This is a genomic window from Sulfitobacter sp. EE-36, assembly GCF_000152605.1.
In the GTDB taxonomy this organism is placed as follows: Bacteria; Pseudomonadota; Alphaproteobacteria; order Rhodobacterales; family Rhodobacteraceae; genus Sulfitobacter; species Sulfitobacter pontiacus.
The window spans coordinates 982,078-998,188 of the sequence record NZ_CH959310.1 but is presented as its reverse complement, the minus strand read 5'-3'; the positions used below and the strand labels follow the sequence as shown (position 1 = coordinate 998,188).

Below are 16,111 nucleotides of genomic sequence, written 5' to 3'. Positions count from 1 at the left end.
TATCCGTTTTGCTTACTCCGCCGGGATCGCGTGTTCTTCGACGCTCAGCGGGGCGGGCAGATGGACCAGCATCTCTTTGGGGCAGATCTGCAGGAAGTTATCCTTTTCAATGTCCCAGTGCTGCAGGATGTCTTCAGCCTTGCGGCTGTTGGTTTCCTGCAGGTGCCGTTCAATCAGACCCTTCAGCTGGTTTTCCCAATGCTCGACCGTGACAGGGCAGGTCACCAGCGTTTCGCGGTTCAGCATTTTGTCGGCCTTGCCATCGGGGTTGTAGAGATATGCCATACCGCCCGTCATACCCGCGCCAAAGTTCGCGCCGATCTCGCCCAGGATCACGGCCACACCGCCGGTCATGTATTCACACCCGTTGCTGCCGCAGCCTTCGATCACCACATGCGCGCCCGAGTTCCGAACGCCGAAACGTTCACCGGCACGGCCCGCTGCGAACAAAAAGCCCTTGGTCGCACCATAAAGCACCGTGTTGCCGATGATGGTGTTGTCAGAGGCGACGATGGTGCTGGCCATAGACGGGCGCACGACGATGGTGCCGCCCGACAGACCCTTGCCGACATAGTCATTCGCATCGCCGGACACTTCAAGCTTGAGCCCCGGTGCCGCGAAGGCCCCCAGCGACTGCCCTGCCGAACCGGTCAGCTTGACCGTCAGGTGATCGGGCTGCAGCTGGTTGTTCATGCCGAAGTTTCGGATGATGTGGCTTGAGACGCGGGTGCCCACGGTACGGTGCGTGTTCTGCACCGCATAGCTCAGCTGCATCTTCTCGCCATCCTCGAGGAACCGTGCGGCGTCGCGCACGATTTCAGAGTCCAGCGTGTCCAGCACAGCGTTGCGTGGCTTGTTGCGGTCATAGACGATCTCTGCCGCGCCATCGACGGTGATCAGCAGCGGGTTGAGATCCAGATCGTCAAGATGCGCAGAGCCACGGCTGACCTGTGCCAGCAGATCGGCACGGCCAATCACGTCATCCAGGCTACGCGCCCCGATAGAGGCGAGCAATTCGCGCACTTCGGTGGCGTAGAAGGTGATCAGGTTCACGACCTTATCCGCGTTGCCGGTGAACTTGCCACGCAGCGCTTCGTCTTGGGTGCAGACGCCGACGGGGCAGGTGTTCGACTGGCACTGACGCACCATGATACAACCCATCGCGATCAGCGCGGCAGTGCCGATGCCGTATTCCTCGGCTCCCATCATCGCGGCCATCACGATGTCACGCCCTGTGCGTAAACCACCATCGGTCCGCAGGGTCACGCGGTCACGCAGGTTGTTCATCGCCAGAACCTGATGCGCTTCGGTCAGGCCCATCTCCCACGGCAGACCCGCATACTTGATCGAGGTCGCAGGCGATGCGCCCGTGCCGCCATTATGGCCGGAAATCAGAATGATATCGGCCTTGGCCTTTGCCACACCGGCCGCAATCGTGCCAACGCCCGAGGACGCCACCAGCTTCACGGTCACCTTACAGCGCGGGTTGATCTGCTTGAGGTCATAGATCAACTGCGCGAGGTCTTCGATGGAATAGATATCGTGGTGCGGCGGGGGCGAGATCAGGGTCACGCCTTTGGTCGAATGGCGCAGACGGGCGATCAGGTCGGTGACCTTCATGCCCGGAAGCTGACCACCCTCGCCGGGCTTGGCCCCTTGGGCGACCTTGATCTCAAGCTCTTCACACTGGTTCAGGTATTCGGCAGTCACACCGAAACGGCCCGACGCCACCTGCTTAATCTTGGCCGACGGGTTATCGCCGTTGGCCTCGGGCACGAAGTGCGCCGGATCTTCGCCACCCTCGCCAGAGTCGGACTTGGCCCCGATGCGGTTCATCGCGACGTTCAGGGTCTTGTGTGCCTCGGGCGACAGCGCGCCAAGGGACATGCCCGGCGTCACGAACCGCTTGCGGATAGAGGTGATGGATTCGACCTCTTCGATGGGCACTGGGGCCCCCAGCGGCTTGATATCCAGCAGGTCGCGCAGATGGATCGGCGGGTTGCTTTGCATCTTGGCGCTATACTGCTTCCACATCTGGTAGGACGCTTTGTTGCAGGCCATTTGCAGCATGTGCATCGACGATGCTTCCCATGCGTGGGTCTCGCCGGATTTGCGCGCCTTGTAGAAGCCGCCGATGGGCATGACGACGCCATCGCCCTGCCAACCACGGTCGTGGACCGCTTCGGCCTTGCGTTGGATACCGGTCACACCGATCCCGCTGATACGGCTGGTCATGCCGGGGAAGTATTCCGCGCACATCGCACGGCTCAGCCCTACGGCTTCGAAGTTCAGGCCGCCACGGTAGGAGGACATGACGCTGATGCCCATCTTCGCCATGATTTTCAACAGGCCCTGATCAATCGCCTCGCGGTAGCGGGCCATTGCGGTGGTCAGGGTCATGTCCAGCAGACCACGCCCGATACGATCCGCCAGCGAATCTTCGGCAAGGTAGGCGTTCACCACGGTGGCACCACAGCCGATCAGCACGGCAAAGTAATGCGGGTCCACACATTCGGCCGAGCGCACGTTGAGCGAGGTAAAGGTCCGCAGGCCCTTGCGGGTCAGCTGGCTGTGCACGGCAGAGGTCGCAAGGATCATCGGCATCGCCACACGGGTCGCATCGCTGAACTGGTCGGTCAGCACGATGTGACCAGCACCGGAGCGCACGGCGTCTTCTGCCTCGTCCCGGATGCGGCGCAGGTTTTCGCTCAGGCTGTTGCCCCCCGGCTCGAACGTACAGTCGATGGTGACGGAATTCGCGTTGAATTCGGTCATCAACTGATCGAACTGCGCGTTCGCGAGGAACGGGCTGTCGAGCACGAGGATCTCGGTCTGGGCGCTGGATTCATCCAACACGTTCTTGAGGTTCCCGAACCGCGTTTTCAGGCTCATGACGCGGAATTCGCGCAGGCTATCGATGGGCGGGTTGGTGACCTGGCTGAAGTTCTGGCGGAAGAAGTGGCTGAGCGGGCGGTACTGGTTCGACAGAACCGCCGACGGGGTGTCATCGCCCATGGATGCCAAGGGCTCTTTCGCATCTTCGGCCATCGGTGCGAGGATCTGCTCGAGGTCTTCGATGGTATAGCCCGCTGCAACCTGACGGCGGCGCAGCTCATCGCCCGAGAACAGGGCCTTTTCCTCGACATCGCCAAGCGCTTTGTCCAGCTCGTTGATCTTGCCGACCCATTCACCAAAGGGACGCGACGCGGCGAGCTTGTCCTTGATCTCGGTGTCGCCGAACATCTTGCCTTCTTCGATGTCGACCGCCAGCAGCTGACCGGGGCCAAGCGCGCCTTTGCGCACGACATTCGCCTCGTCCTGCGGGACCATCCCCGCCTCGGAACCCGCGATCAGCATGCCGTCGCCGGTGACGACGAAACGCATGGGGCGCAGGCCGTTCCGGTCAAGACCGGCGCAGACCCAGCGGCCATCGGTCATGGCCAGCGCTGCGGGACCATCCCAAGGCTCCATCACCGAGTTGCAGTAGGAATACATGTCGCGCCATGCCTGTGGCAGCTCGACCGCTTGCTTTGACCAGCTTTCAGGCACCAGCATGGTTTTCGCCATCGGGGCCGAACGACCCGCGCGCACCAGGACTTCGAACACCGAATCCAGAGCGGCAGAGTCGGACGACCCCGCGGCGACGATCGGTTTGATATCTTCGGCCATGTCGCCAAAGGTGCCCGACGCCATGCGGATCTCGTGGCTCTTCATCCAGTTGACGTTACCCTTGAGCGTGTTGATCTCGCCGTTATGGGCCAGCATGCGGAAGGGCTGCGCCAGCCACCACTGCGGGAAGGTGTTGGTCGAATAGCGCTGGTGATAGATCGCGAAGGCGGATTCAAAGCGTTCGTCCATCAGGTCGGGGTAGAAGTTGGCAACATCCTGCGCCAGCATCATGCCCTTGTAGATGATCGACCGGCAGGACATCGACGCGATATAAAGCGTCGGCACCTGAGCGGCCAGCGCGGCTTTCTCGATGCGGCGACGGATGACGTAAAGCTCGCGCTCGAATGTTTCCTCGTCCACGCCCTTGGCGTTGGAAATCAGGATCTGTTCGATCTCGGGACGGGTCGCGTTGGCCTTTTCCCCCAGAACAGAGGTGTCCACGGGCACGTGGCGCCAGCCGTAGATATAGTAGCCCATCCGCAGCACTTCGGTTTCAACGATGGTCCGGCAGGTTTCCTGCGCGGCAAAGTTGGTGCGCGGCAGAAAGACCTGACCGATGGCGATCAATTCGCCTTCGCGGGGGCTGTGACCGGTGCGACGCACCTGATCGTAGAAAAAGTTTACGGGGATCTGCACGTGGATGCCCGCGCCATCGCCGGTCTTGCCATCGGCATCCACCGCACCACGGTGCCAGATCGCCTTGAGCGCCTTGATCCCGTTTTCGACAACCGCGCGGCTGCTGGAGCCGTCGATGTTCACAACAAGACCCACCCCGCAGGATGAATGCTCTTCTTCTTCGGAATACAGACCGTTTTCTGCCATGAAGGCGCGTTTTGCTTCTTCGCGTGCTACCCAGGCGTCATCATATTTGGTCATTTGGAATCTCCTAAATCGGGCGCGCCCGAGGCGCGAAATATCAGTTGAAAGGGGCGCTTATTCGGCTGCGATGGCCACGCTGGCCCCCATCTTTTCAAGGATCGCCTGCGCACAGTCGCGCCCGTCCTTGATGGCCCAGACCACCAGCGACGCACCGCGCACGATATCGCCCACGGCATAGACGCCATCCAGTTCGGTCGCGCCGGTGATATAGTCGGCCTTGACCGTGCCCCAGCGGTTGACCGGCAGCTCGGGCGTGTTCCATAGCGTGGGCAGGTCTTCGGGTTCAAAGCCAAGCGCCATGATCACAAGATCCGCCTCTTCGACATAATCGGCACCCTCGATCACCTCGGGGGCCTGACGGCCCGAGACATCCGGCGCGCCAAGGCGCATCTTTTGCACGACGACGCCGGTCACCGGATCACCGACGAACCCTTTGGGCGCGGACAGCCATTCGAAGACCACGCCTTCTTCCTCGGCGTTTTGCACTTCGCGTTGCGAGCCGGGCATGTTGGCGCGGTCACGGCGGTACAGACATTTGACCGAGGTCGCCCCCTGACGGATCGAGGTCCGTACACAGTCCATCGCGGTATCCCCGCCGCCGATCACGACAACGCGCTTCCCTTCGGCATTGAAACGGCCGGAATCGAATTCCTCTACCTTGTCGCCAAAGCTTTTGCGGTTGCTCACGGTCAGGAAATCAATCGCGCGCTCAAGGCCAACGCCGCCCACACCGGGGGCCTGGATGTCGCGTGTTTTATAGACGCCCGTCGCGATGATCACGGCGTCATGCTTGGCGCGGATATCGGCAAAGCTGATGTCGACGCCCACATCGCAGTTCAATTCAAAGTTAACGCCACCTTCGGCCAGCTGGTCGTTGCGGCGCATGACCACATCTTTTTCCAGTTTGAAACCGGGGATGCCGTAGGTCAGCAAACCACCCGCGCGGTCATAACGGTCATAGATGGTGACCTGCACACCCGCGCGGCGCAGCACGTCGGCTGCGGCCAGACCACCGGGGCCCGCGCCGATAATGCCAACGGATTCGGCGCGTTCGGTCTTGGGCTTGATCGGCTGCACCCAGCCATTTTCCCACGCGGTATCGGTGATGTATTTCTCGACCGAGCCGATGGTCACGGTGCCGTGGCCCGATTGTTCGATCACACAGTTGCCTTCGCACAGACGGTCCTGCGGGCAGATGCGGCCGCAGATTTCGGGGAAGGTGTTGGTGGCCTGGCTGACCTCATAGGCTTCTTGCAGACGCCCCTCGGCGGTCAGGCGCAGCCAGTCGGGGATGTTATTGTGCAGCGGGCAATGGGTCTGGCAATAGGGAACGCCACATTGGCTACAGCGGCTGGACTGCTCCTGCGCTTTCTCATCCGCGTATTCCGCATAAATCTCTTTAAAGTCTTCACGACGCAGATTCGGCATCCGTTTTTCGGGCATATCCCGGGATACCGTTGTAAACTTGAGCATTGGCTGCTTTGCCATCTTGGATCTCTCCGCCTGAAACACGTTGCTGCCCCCTCATACACAGGGGTCAAACGATTATAAAGGCAGCATTGCTGACCTATATGCGGTTTATTTCATATCACCCCCGATATTCTCACAAATTTACCATATATTTATGTCCGATTCGGACCCAACAACGGACTTTCCTTCCAGCCCCCCAAAGTTATACGCCTAGGGCATCGCAAATGATCCAAAGGCCGCCACCCTTATGACCCTGTTCCAACTGCTGCTTGTCGCAATCATTCAGGGTCTGACAGAGTTTCTGCCTGTCTCTTCCTCGGGTCATTTGATCCTGCTGCCCACGCTGACCGGCGGGCCGGATCAGGGGCTTGCGATTGATGTCGCGGTGCATGTGGGCACGCTTCTCGCGGTCGTGCTCTACTTCCGGTCCGAGGTCGCAGAAGCCACCATCGGGCTTGGTCGCCTGCTGCGCGGCAAGATGGACACCCCCGGCGCAAGGCTGGCCGCCCTGCTGATCCTCGCAACAATTCCGGTGCTGGTCGTCGGGCTGACGTTCAAGCTGCTGGGGATTGACGAAATGCTCCGCTCTGTCGCGGTGATCGGCTGGACCATGCTGCTCTTCGGTATTGTGCTCTATTGGGCGGATCACACGGGGCGCAGCGATCGGGAGTCCGGCGACTGGGATATCAAAGGTGCCGCCTGGATGGGTCTGGCGCAGGCGCTTGCGCTGATCCCCGGCACGTCGCGGTCGGGCATCACCATCACCGCAGCCCGCAAACTGGGCTATGACCGCGCCAGCGCCGCAACGCTGTCTATGCTGATGTCGATTCCCACGATCCTCGCCTCTGGCGCGCTTTTGTCACTGGATGTGATCGGGCAAGCCGACGCGCAGCTCGCGCGCGACGCGTCGATCGCTGCGGGCTTTGCCTTTGTTGCCGCACTGGCGGCACTGGTCCTGATGATGCGCCTGCTGCGCAGCGTGAATTTCACCCCTTATGTGATCTACCGCATCCTGCTGGGGGCAGCGCTGTTGGTATACGCCTACAGCTAACGCAAAAGGCCCCGCCGTCGCCGGCAGGGCCTTTCCAAATTCGACATCGAAATCGTTAGGTCCGCAGGTTCTTCGCGGATTGCTTGATCTCGTCATACTGGCCCGAGGGGCGGAACCGCCACAGGTACTCGGGCAGGACGGAGCCCATGGACACCGGGCTGATACCCAAAGCATCAAAGCCCTGCGCCCCCCCGCCCACAACATTGTCATGCGCCAGGTTCTTGACCTGATCACGGGTCAGCGTGTTGTTCTTGACAAGGCCGAGCGTCACCGACTGCAACACATCAAGACCAAAGGCGATCACCCGCGCCACGAAAGTCGGCAAGGCGACAACCATGCGGCGCCGGTTCACCACATCAAGCATACGTTGCATCAGGCCGCGAAAGCTTTCGACCTCGGGGCCACCCAGTTCGTAAATTCCGGCAGCGGCCTTGCCTGTCACTGCAAGCTCCGCCGCGTGGGCCACGTCATCTACATAGACGGGCTGGAACAGCGTATCCGCCCCTACAGCAGGGATCGCGGGGCTGATCCGCGTCATACCAGCGAAACGGTTAAAGAAGTCATCCTCGGGGCCGAACACGATCGAGGGGCGCAGGATAACAGCCTGCGGCATATGCTTGAGCACACCGGCCTCTCCCATCGCCTTGGTCTGGGCATATTCGCTATCCGCCTCGGCATCCGCCCCGATGGCAGAGATTTGCACCAAACGCGTGATCCCTTCGGCGGCGGCCAAGCGCGCAATGCGTTCCGCGCCGTCGGCCTGAATGGCGTCAAAAGTGTTTTTTCCCGCCTCGGCCAGAATACCGACGCAGTTCACCACCGCATCAGCGCCCTGCAGCGCATCGCGTACCGAAGCGTCATCACGGATGTTGCAAAAAACCGGTTCGACCTGGCCGACAGTGCCGTAGGTGCGCACAAACAGCGCCTCGTTCGGGCGACGCACCGCGACGCGCACCCGCCACCCCGCCAACGCCATGCGACGAACGATATACCGCCCCACAAACCCGGAGCCGCCGTAAACCGTGACCAGCTTTGCCATGATGATACCCCTGACCAGAAAATCTAGCGCTACAGATACATCCAGCCCCCCTCGGGAACAAGCAGCAATTCCGGCAGAGATCGCCTCGAAAGCCCGTCCCACCGCACCAAACCTCGGTTTTCCGGATTTATTTTCACGCCGTTTCATTTTGTTGCGAGAATCCAATTGACACCCCCGCCCCACAACAATAAACGCTCCCTCACAACCCCCCTGTGCCCAGGTGGCGGAATGGTAGACGCGCTAGCTTCAGGTGCTAGTACTGGCAACGGTGTGGAGGTTCGAGTCCTCTCCTGGGCACCACTTATCCCCGATAAGTCGCTTTTTCATTTCACTGTTACTTAGTGCTCCTTAGCGATCGTTGTCCCTGCCCATCGAACTGCCCTTTCAAATTAGCTTCGCATCTGCGGCATACCATCCCCCATCGATAGCGCCATCAAAGACGCCCCACTGGCGTCGGGCTCGCTTCACATCCATGTGATATGTCAAAAGTTAATTCGATTTGTCGCCACTTATCGCTAATGAATTTGCGGAGATTACTATAAACTAGGCCGATCCGGATCATTTGACCGACCCACAGGCCAGCAGAGGATAAAGAGATGGCGAGCTTTTTTGCGTTTGGTATCGATGTTATCAACAATCCCGCTGTGTCCACAAACTCCAGCGCAGGCCAAGACGGCGCTGGTCAGATGACACTTTCCGGTGGCAGCCAGCCCTTCGCTGACGATGCCATCATCGAATTCATCACACAGAATGAAACGGCAGACGGTGAACTTGACGGGGGCTCGTCCTTCATCGGGATCAAGGTCTATGCCAGTGCTGCCGACTATAACGCCGGCATCGTCCAATATAATTACGTTCCGATGAACCCCGGCCAATCGGCGAATATCCAAAGCGATGTCAGCGGACTTGGCGACACCTACGTACGGTTCAACGCCAACGTTCTGGTGCCCCGCACTGAAAGCGGTGCCAACGACCCAAGCGCGCCGACATTTGGGAATCTACTGGTGGCACCAGGTACCAATGCGGGCGACAATATCGGCACACTCAAGATTGACCGCAATACGGATCAGGATTTTGACGGCGACGGCTCCATCGCATCCGGTACCTTGGAGGATGGCAACGGCAAGTTCTATGTCGGTAACACCGTACCATGTTTCACCGCGGGCAGCCTGATCGCTACTGCAAAAGGCGACACCCCTGTAGAGCACTTGAAAGCCGGTGACGCTGTCATCACACGCGACCACGGAATGCAGAAGGTCTCTTGGGTCGGTGCACGTCAGCTGACAGCGGCAGAGCTGGTCGTCTATCCACACCTGCGCCCCGTTTTGATCACGGCGGGTGCTCTCGGCGCTGGAACGCCGGAACGCGACCTTATCGTTTCACCCAACCACCGAATATTTCTTTCCGATGCGCGATCGATGCTACATTTTGGTCAGGACGAGGTCCTCGTCGCCGCGAAGCACTTGGTGAATGGTGACACGATCCGGACGTTGACGCCTCCGTCGGTTCAATACGTGCACCTGATGTTCGAAAGCCATCAGCTTGTGCTGTCGGACGGGGCATGGACAGAAAGCTTTCAGCCGGGAGTAGAAACACTTCAAAGCATCGGCCAAGCGCAACGCGACGAGATACTGGCGCTGTTCCCCGCGCTTTCAGAGCAGATCGGGATAAAGCAATACAACGCCGCGCGTAACACGCTGAAACGCCATGAGGCACGCCTGCTGCGGCTCTAGGGCGCGTTCAGGTTGTTTGAGTGGAGGGCTAACAGTTTGCGCTCTCGCTGAGGTGTCTCTGCGCGAATCTTTGTGTTTACGAAGCATCCCACTTCCGTAAATTCAGCTATAGGTAGCGGGACCTGCGTTCCTATCAGGTCACCCCTCGCGCCATCACGTTGGCTCAAATCGGCACAAGGCCCGCAGGCGATGCGGGCGTTTCCTATATCGTATTTTTGTATTTGGTTGCGGGAGTAGGATTTGAACCTACGACCTTCAGGTTATGAGCCTGACGAGCTACCGGGCTGCTCCATCCCGCGGCTGTGGCCAATGTTATTGTATTGGCTTATTAATTGTCATCGTTTGAGAGATACGTAGAGGTTTTGCTAGGTTTGGCGGTGACCTACTCTCCCACGTCTTAAGACGCAGTACCATTGGCGCAGTAGCACTTAACTGCCGAGTTCGGGATGGGATCGGGTGTTTTGCTTACGCTATGACCACCAAACCGAGTAAAACCTCTATGTTGCTGCTTTTGCCATTGGCAAAAGAGCAACAAGCGGGAGAGAGCGTATCCGAAGGATGCGCGTTCCCGCCCCCTCACCATTCTGGGTAAGGATTTGTCCAAGTCAGCACAACTGATTGTATGTGTATGCTTTTGTCCGAGTAGAAAGTCTTTCTTCTACTGGATCAAATCAAGCCTATCGAGCAATTAGTACCAGTCAACTGAACGTATTACTACGCTTACATCTCTGGCCTATCGACGAGATGGTCTATCTCGGCTCTCAGGGATACCTTGTTTTGAGGGGGGCTTCCCGCTTAGATGCCTTCAGCGGTTATCCTGTCCGATCATAGCTACCCAGCACTGCTATTGGCATAACAACTGGTCCACCAGTGGATCGTTCACCCCGGTCCTCTCGTACTAGGGGCAACTCCTCTCAAGTATCCTACACCCACGGAAGATAGGGACCGAACTGTCTCACGACGTTCTAAACCCAGCTCACGTACCTCTTTAAACGGCGAACAGCCGTACCCTTGGGACCTGCTCCAGCCCCAGGATGAGATGAGCCGACATCGAGGTGCCAAACACTGCCGTCGATATGGACTCTGTGGCAGTATCAGCCTGTTATCCCCGGCGTACCTTTTATCCGTTGAGCGATGGCCCTCCCACTTGGGACCACCGGATCACTATGGCCGTCTTTCGACTCTGCTCGACTTGTCAGTCTCGCAGTCAGGCTGGCTTCTGCCATTGCACTCAACGAGCGATTTCCGACCGCTCTGAGCCAACCTTCGCGCGCCTCCGTTACGATTTAGGAGGCGACCGCCCCAGTCAAACTACCCACCACACAGGGTCCCGGATCCGGATAACGGACCGCGGTTAGACATCAAGCAGAACAAGGGTGGTATCTCAAGGGAGGCTCCACGCAGACTGGCGTCCACGTTTCAAAGCCCACCACCTATCCTGCACATGTTCGGCCTAATGCCAGTGTGAAGTTGTAGTAAAGGTGCACGGGGTCTTTCCGTCTAACCGCGGGTAACCGGCATCTTGACCGGTAATTCAATTTCGCTGAGTCTATGTTGGAGACAGCGGGGAAGTCGTTACGCCATTCGTGCAGGTCGGAACTTACCCGACAAGGAATTTCGCTACCTTAGGACCGTTATAGTTACGGCCGCCGTTTACCTGGGCTTCAATTCAGAGCTCTCACTCCTCCTTTTAACCTTCAGGCACCGGGCAGGCGTCAGACCCTATACGTCGTCTTACGACTTCGCAGAGCCCTGTGTTTTTAATAAACAGTCGCCACCCCCTGGTTTGTGCCCCCAGCCCCTAGTTGCCTAGGAACCGGGCCTCCTTCTCGCGAACTTACGGAGGTATTTTGCCGAGTTCCTTCAACATAGTTCTCTCAAGCGCCTTGGTATTCTCTACCTATCCACCTGTGTCGGTTTAGGGTACGATCTAGCGATGGAGCTATTTCCAGGGACCTCTAAGCAGCCCATTCAATCCGATAAGGATGAACTACCCTCGAGATCCGTCACTTCCATCTGGCCCAGGAATATTAACCTGGTTCCCATCGACTACGCCTTTCGGCCTCGCCTTAGGGGTCGGCTTACCCTGCTCAGATTAGCTTTAAGCAGGAACCCTTGGATTTTCGGCGAGAGTGTCTCTCACACTCTTTGTCGCTACTCATGTCATCATTCTCACTAGTGATCTCTCCACGGGATCGCTCACGCGCCCGCTTCACAGAAAGCTCCGCGTCTCCAATACCCCGAAGGGCTAAGGAGACATGGAACTATGTCACACTACGCTCTGCTACCATGCAATTAATGCATCCTAAGCTTCGGCTCATGGCTTGAGCCCCGTTACATCTTCGCCGCAAGACAACTTATTTAGACCAGTGAGCTGTTACGCTATCTTTAAAGGATGGCTGCTTCTAAGCCAACCTCCTGGTTGTTTTGGTCGTCTCACCTGCTTTCCCACTTAGCCATGAATTAGGGGCCTTAGCTGTAGGTCAGGGTTGTTTCCCTCTTCACAACGGACGTTAGCATCCGCTGTGTGTCTGCCATCTAGTACTCCTCGGTATTCGGAGTTTGGTTAGGATCAGTAAGCCTGTGGGGCCCCATTACCCATCCAGTGCTCTACCCCCGAGGGTATTCGGATGACGCTCTACCTAAATAGATTTCGCAGAGAACCAGCTATCTCCGAGTTTGATTGGCCTTTCACCCCTAGGCACAGCTCATCCCGATCCTTTTCAACGGATGTGGGTTCGGTCCTCCAATAAGTGTTACCTTATCTTCAACCTGGCCATGCCTAGATCACTCGGTTTCGGGTCTGATCCCACAAACTCAACGCCCTATTAAGACTCGCTTTCGCTACGCCTACACCTAACGGCTTAAGCTTGCTTGTGAGACCAAGTCGATGACCCATTATACAAAAGGTACGCTGTCAGGCCGTAAAGACCCTCCAACTGATTGTAGGCGTTCGGTTTCAGGTACTGTTTCACTCCCCTCGTCGGGGTGCTTTTCACCTTTCCCTCACGGTACTGGTTCACTATCGGTCAGTAAGGAGTACTTAGCCTTCGAAGGTGGTCCTCCGATCTTCAGACAGAATTTCACGTGTTCCGCCCTACTTAATACGTCCAATCATGCTTCTTATACGGGACTATCACCCACTTTGGTTGCGCATTCCAACGCATTCTAACCACACTCATGGCTCGGCTGGTCCCCGTTCGCTCGCCGCTACTAGGGGAGTATCAATTGATTTCCTTTCCTCCGGGTACTTAGATGTTTCAGTTCCCCGGGTTTGCTTTTATAAACCTATGTATTCAGTCTATAAATACCTGGTTCTGCTTACTGATGAACCCACCGTCTGCACCTTGCGAACTTACGTCCTCAAGTAGCAAAGCGGTAGGACAACAATAAACAATCAGGTGGGTTGCCCCATTCAGAAATCCATGGATCAAAGCTTATTCTCAGCTCCCCATGGCTTATCGCAGAGTATCACGTCTTTCATCGCCTCTTACTGCCAAGGCATTCACCAAACGCCCTTTTCGCGCTTGATTTGATCCAGAAAAAGAAAGACTGATTTAATGTCCTACCGCCTATTCGGCTACTTGAGGACAATTTAGACCCTCAAACGGCCGATAGAGTGCAGGACGTCAGTCCAACGCGGGAGACAGAAGCTGGTAAGAAACTGTCTTCCCTTATTCCAGATCAAAAGCATACTTTTACCCGCCCACTCTCTCAGAGTGGACAGCGAGTAGTGCATCTAGCCTACCTTCCGTGCAGGAAGTAGGCGTCACTACTCTGGTTAGTGTACTTGACTTGGACAACACGTCGCTTTCAGTCGCGATACGTTCAAAAGACCGAGGAAACAGTCAAATAAACGCCGGCTCCAAAAGGAGCAGCAACCGAGATCATCACCTAACGCGGTGCGATCAGATCGTGTTGTTTGTTACTTTAAGATTACTCTTAAAGTAACTGTATCTCTCTTTACGATGTCAATCAGATGCATTCCAAAGGAATGTCACCCATGCGCTTGCGCGCCGTCCGATTGGACGATTAAGAACTGCGAACAGTGCTTAATGGTCAAATCGTGTGCTTGCCCAACGCGTGCTTTGCTGCGCAAAACCCTGTTTGGGCGACGATCTTTAGCTGGCAAAGATCTTGGTGGGTCGAGGAGGACTTGAACCTCCGACCTCACGCTTATCAGGCGTGCGCTCTAACCACCTGAGCTACCGACCCAGCGTGTTTTGCAAAGCAAAACCGCGACGTCCCGGCAGGGCATTCCGAAGGAATGTCCCGAGAGGGACCAGCCCAAGCGGTTATTCAAGGGCCGTATGCTTGGTGGAGCCTAGGAGGATCGAACTCCTGACCTCCTGAATGCAAATCAGGCGCTCTCCCAGCTGAGCTAAGGCCCCAGCGTAGCCCGAGGGCTGCGTGTTACGTTGGCTGCATGAAGCAACCCGACCCCTCTCGGGACACCGCTGCGCGGTACCCTGTCGGGGCTTCGCGCCTCACTGCGTGAGACGCTTGCTGAAGAGATATGAGGACGGCTCGGTCCGAAAGGTCATCTTGCGATGCCTTGAATATGGTCAGTTTTGTTTACTGACCTGCTAAGTGATCTACGAGTGAGAACAAGTTCTCGCTGCTAAGATCATCCTTAGAAAGGAGGTGATCCAGCCGCAGGTTCCCCTACGGCTACCTTGTTACGACTTCACCCCAGTCGCTGATCCTACCGTGGCCGCCTGCCCCCCGAAGGTTAGCGCAGCGTCGTCGGGTAGAACCAACTCCCATGGTGTGACGGGCGGTGTGTACAAGGCCCGGGAACGTATTCACCGCGTCATGCTGTTACGCGATTACTAGCGATTCCGACTTCATGGGGTCGAGTTGCAGACCCCAATCCGAACTGAGACAGCTTTTGGGGATTAACCCATTGTCACTGCCATTGTAGCACGTGTGTAGCCCAACCCGTAAGGGCCATGAGGACTTGACGTCATCCACACCTTCCTCCCGCTTATCACGGGCAGTTTCCTTAGAGTGCCCAGCCGAACTGCTGGCAACTAAGGATGTGGGTTGCGCTCGTTGCCGGACTTAACCGAACATCTCACGACACGAGCTGACGACAGCCATGCAGCACCTGTCACTGCGTCACCGAAGTGAACGCCCGATCTCTCGGGTTAGCACAGGATGTCAAGGGTTGGTAAGGTTCTGCGCGTTGCTTCGAATTAAACCACATGCTCCACCGCTTGTGCGGGCCCCCGTCAATTCCTTTGAGTTTTAATCTTGCGACCGTACTCCCCAGGCGGAATGCTTAATCCGTTAGGTGTGTCACCGAACAGTATACTGCCCGACGACTGGCATTCATCGTTTACGGTGTGGACTACCAGGGTATCTAATCCTGTTTGCTCCCCACACTTTCGTACCTCAGCGTCAGTATCGAGCCAGTGAGCCGCCTTCGCCACTGGTGTTCCTCCAAATATCTACGAATTTCACCTCTACACTTGGAATTCCACTCACCTCTCTCGAACTCTAGACTGATAGTTTTGGAGGCAGTTCCAGGGTTGAGCCCTGGGATTTCACCCCCAACTTTCCAATCCGCCTACGTACGCTTTACGCCCAGTAATTCCGAACAACGCTAACCCCCTCCGTATTACCGCGGCTGCTGGCACGGAGTTAGCCGGGGTTTCTTTACCAGGTACTGTCATTATCATCCCTGGCGAAAGTGCTTTACGATCCTAAGACCTTCATCACACACGCGGCATGGCTAGATCAGGCTTGCGCCCATTGTCTAAGATTCCCCACTGCTGCCTCCCGTAGGAGTCTGGGCCGTGTCTCAGTCCCAGTGTTGCTGATCATCCTCTAAAACCAGCTATAGATCGTAGACTTGGTAGGCCATTACCCCACCAACTATCTAATCTAACGCGGGCCAATCCTTTCCCGATAAATCTTTCCCCCGAAGGGCTTATACGGTATTACTCTCAGTTTCCCGAGGCTATTCCGTAGAAAAGGGTATGTTCCCACGCGTTACTAACCCGTCCGCCGCTCACCCGAAGGTGCGCTCGACTTGCATGTGTTAGGCCTGCCGCCAGCGTTCGTTCTGAGCCAGGATCAAACTCTCAAGTTGAAACGCATTACTGCGTATCCTTGACGTCGAACCTCTGCACATCAAACCTGCATCACTTACTGAATGATACAGGCGTTTTCTCCGTTTGAAGTGCTTAAAGTTACCAAAGTAACGAAAAGCCGTCCAAACAGTGAAGCTGACACTCCATCATCGGCCGAAGCCTAAGAGCGCGA

At 57.1% G+C, this 16,111-nt stretch carries 5 protein-coding genes, 4 tRNA genes and 3 rRNA genes; 3 read left to right on the top strand and 9 right to left on the bottom strand.

What is annotated here, in order from left to right; genetic code table 11:
* Nucleotides 1-12: 12 nt before the first annotated feature.
* Both gltB and EE36_RS07360 read right to left on the bottom strand, forming a co-directional pair.
* On the bottom strand, nt 13-4,545 hold the full coding sequence (gene gltB / locus EE36_RS07365; protein ID WP_005850929.1) for a glutamate synthase large subunit: 4,533 nt from the start codon (nt 4,543-4,545) through the stop codon (nt 13-15).
* A gap of 57 nt (nt 4,546-4,602) precedes the next feature.
* Nucleotides 4,603-6,036 (bottom strand): NAD(P)-dependent oxidoreductase, encoded by a 1,434-nt coding sequence (locus tag EE36_RS07360; protein ID WP_037954057.1) that lies wholly within the window; start codon nt 6,034-6,036, stop codon nt 4,603-4,605.
* 229 nt (nt 6,037-6,265) lie between these two features.
* Here EE36_RS07360 and EE36_RS07355 point away from each other — a divergent pair, with 229 nt between their 5' ends.
* Nucleotides 6,266-7,069: an undecaprenyl-diphosphate phosphatase gene (locus EE36_RS07355; protein ID WP_005850925.1), complete on the top strand. Its 804-nt coding sequence runs from the start codon at nt 6,266-6,268 to the stop codon at nt 7,067-7,069.
* 55 nt (nt 7,070-7,124) lie between these two features.
* Here EE36_RS07355 and EE36_RS07350 read toward each other — a convergent pair whose 3' ends face one another.
* Nucleotides 7,125-8,108 carry a complex I NDUFA9 subunit family protein gene (locus tag EE36_RS07350; protein ID WP_005850924.1) on the bottom strand — a complete coding sequence of 328 codons (984 nt, stop codon included), beginning with the start codon at nt 8,106-8,108 and terminating at the stop codon, nt 7,125-7,127.
* 214 nt (nt 8,109-8,322) lie between these two features.
* On the opposite strand from EE36_RS07350, the gene EE36_RS07345 reads away from it, so the two are divergent.
* Both EE36_RS07345 and EE36_RS07340 read left to right on the top strand, forming a co-directional pair.
* Nucleotides 8,323-8,408 (top strand) — tRNA-Leu (locus tag EE36_RS07345).
* Between the two features lie 296 nt (nt 8,409-8,704).
* Nucleotides 8,705-9,841 (top strand): Hint domain-containing protein, encoded by a 1,137-nt coding sequence (locus tag EE36_RS07340; RefSeq protein ID WP_005850922.1) that lies wholly within the window; start codon nt 8,705-8,707, stop codon nt 9,839-9,841.
* A gap of 222 nt (nt 9,842-10,063) precedes the next feature.
* Here EE36_RS07340 and EE36_RS07335 read toward each other — a convergent pair.
* From EE36_RS07335 to EE36_RS07310, 6 genes are all read right to left on the bottom strand, one after another.
* Nucleotides 10,064-10,140: transfer RNA gene (locus EE36_RS07335), tRNA-Met, on the bottom strand.
* A 70-nt stretch (nt 10,141-10,210) separates the two neighbouring features.
* A 5S ribosomal RNA gene (gene rrf, locus EE36_RS07330) occupies nt 10,211-10,325 on the bottom strand.
* A 183-nt stretch (nt 10,326-10,508) separates the two neighbouring features.
* Nucleotides 10,509-13,374 (bottom strand): 23S ribosomal RNA (locus tag EE36_RS07325).
* 605 nt (nt 13,375-13,979) lie between these two features.
* Nucleotides 13,980-14,056: transfer RNA gene (locus tag EE36_RS07320), tRNA-Ile, on the bottom strand.
* A gap of 100 nt (nt 14,057-14,156) precedes the next feature.
* Nucleotides 14,157-14,232 (bottom strand) — tRNA-Ala (locus EE36_RS07315).
* A gap of 246 nt (nt 14,233-14,478) precedes the next feature.
* Nucleotides 14,479-15,938, bottom strand: a 16S ribosomal RNA gene (locus EE36_RS07310).
* Together the 16S, 23S and 5S rRNA genes with 3 tRNA genes alongside form the textbook arrangement of a ribosomal RNA operon.
* Nucleotides 15,939-16,111 lie beyond the last annotated feature (173 nt).

Coding starts and splice junctions, on each gene's coding strand:
- gltB (WP_005850929.1), bottom strand. CDS start 4,545: ATGACCAAATATGATGACGCCTGGGTAGCACGCGAAGAAGCAAAACGC.
- EE36_RS07360 (WP_037954057.1), bottom strand. CDS start 6,036: ATGGCAAAGCAGCCAATGCTCAAGTTTACAACGGTATCCCGGGATATG.
- EE36_RS07355 (WP_005850925.1), top strand. CDS start 6,266: ATGACCCTGTTCCAACTGCTGCTTGTCGCAATCATTCAGGGTCTGACA.
- EE36_RS07350 (WP_005850924.1), bottom strand. CDS start 8,108: ATGGCAAAGCTGGTCACGGTTTACGGCGGCTCCGGGTTTGTGGGGCGG.
- EE36_RS07340 (WP_005850922.1), top strand. CDS start 8,705: ATGGCGAGCTTTTTTGCGTTTGGTATCGATGTTATCAACAATCCCGCT.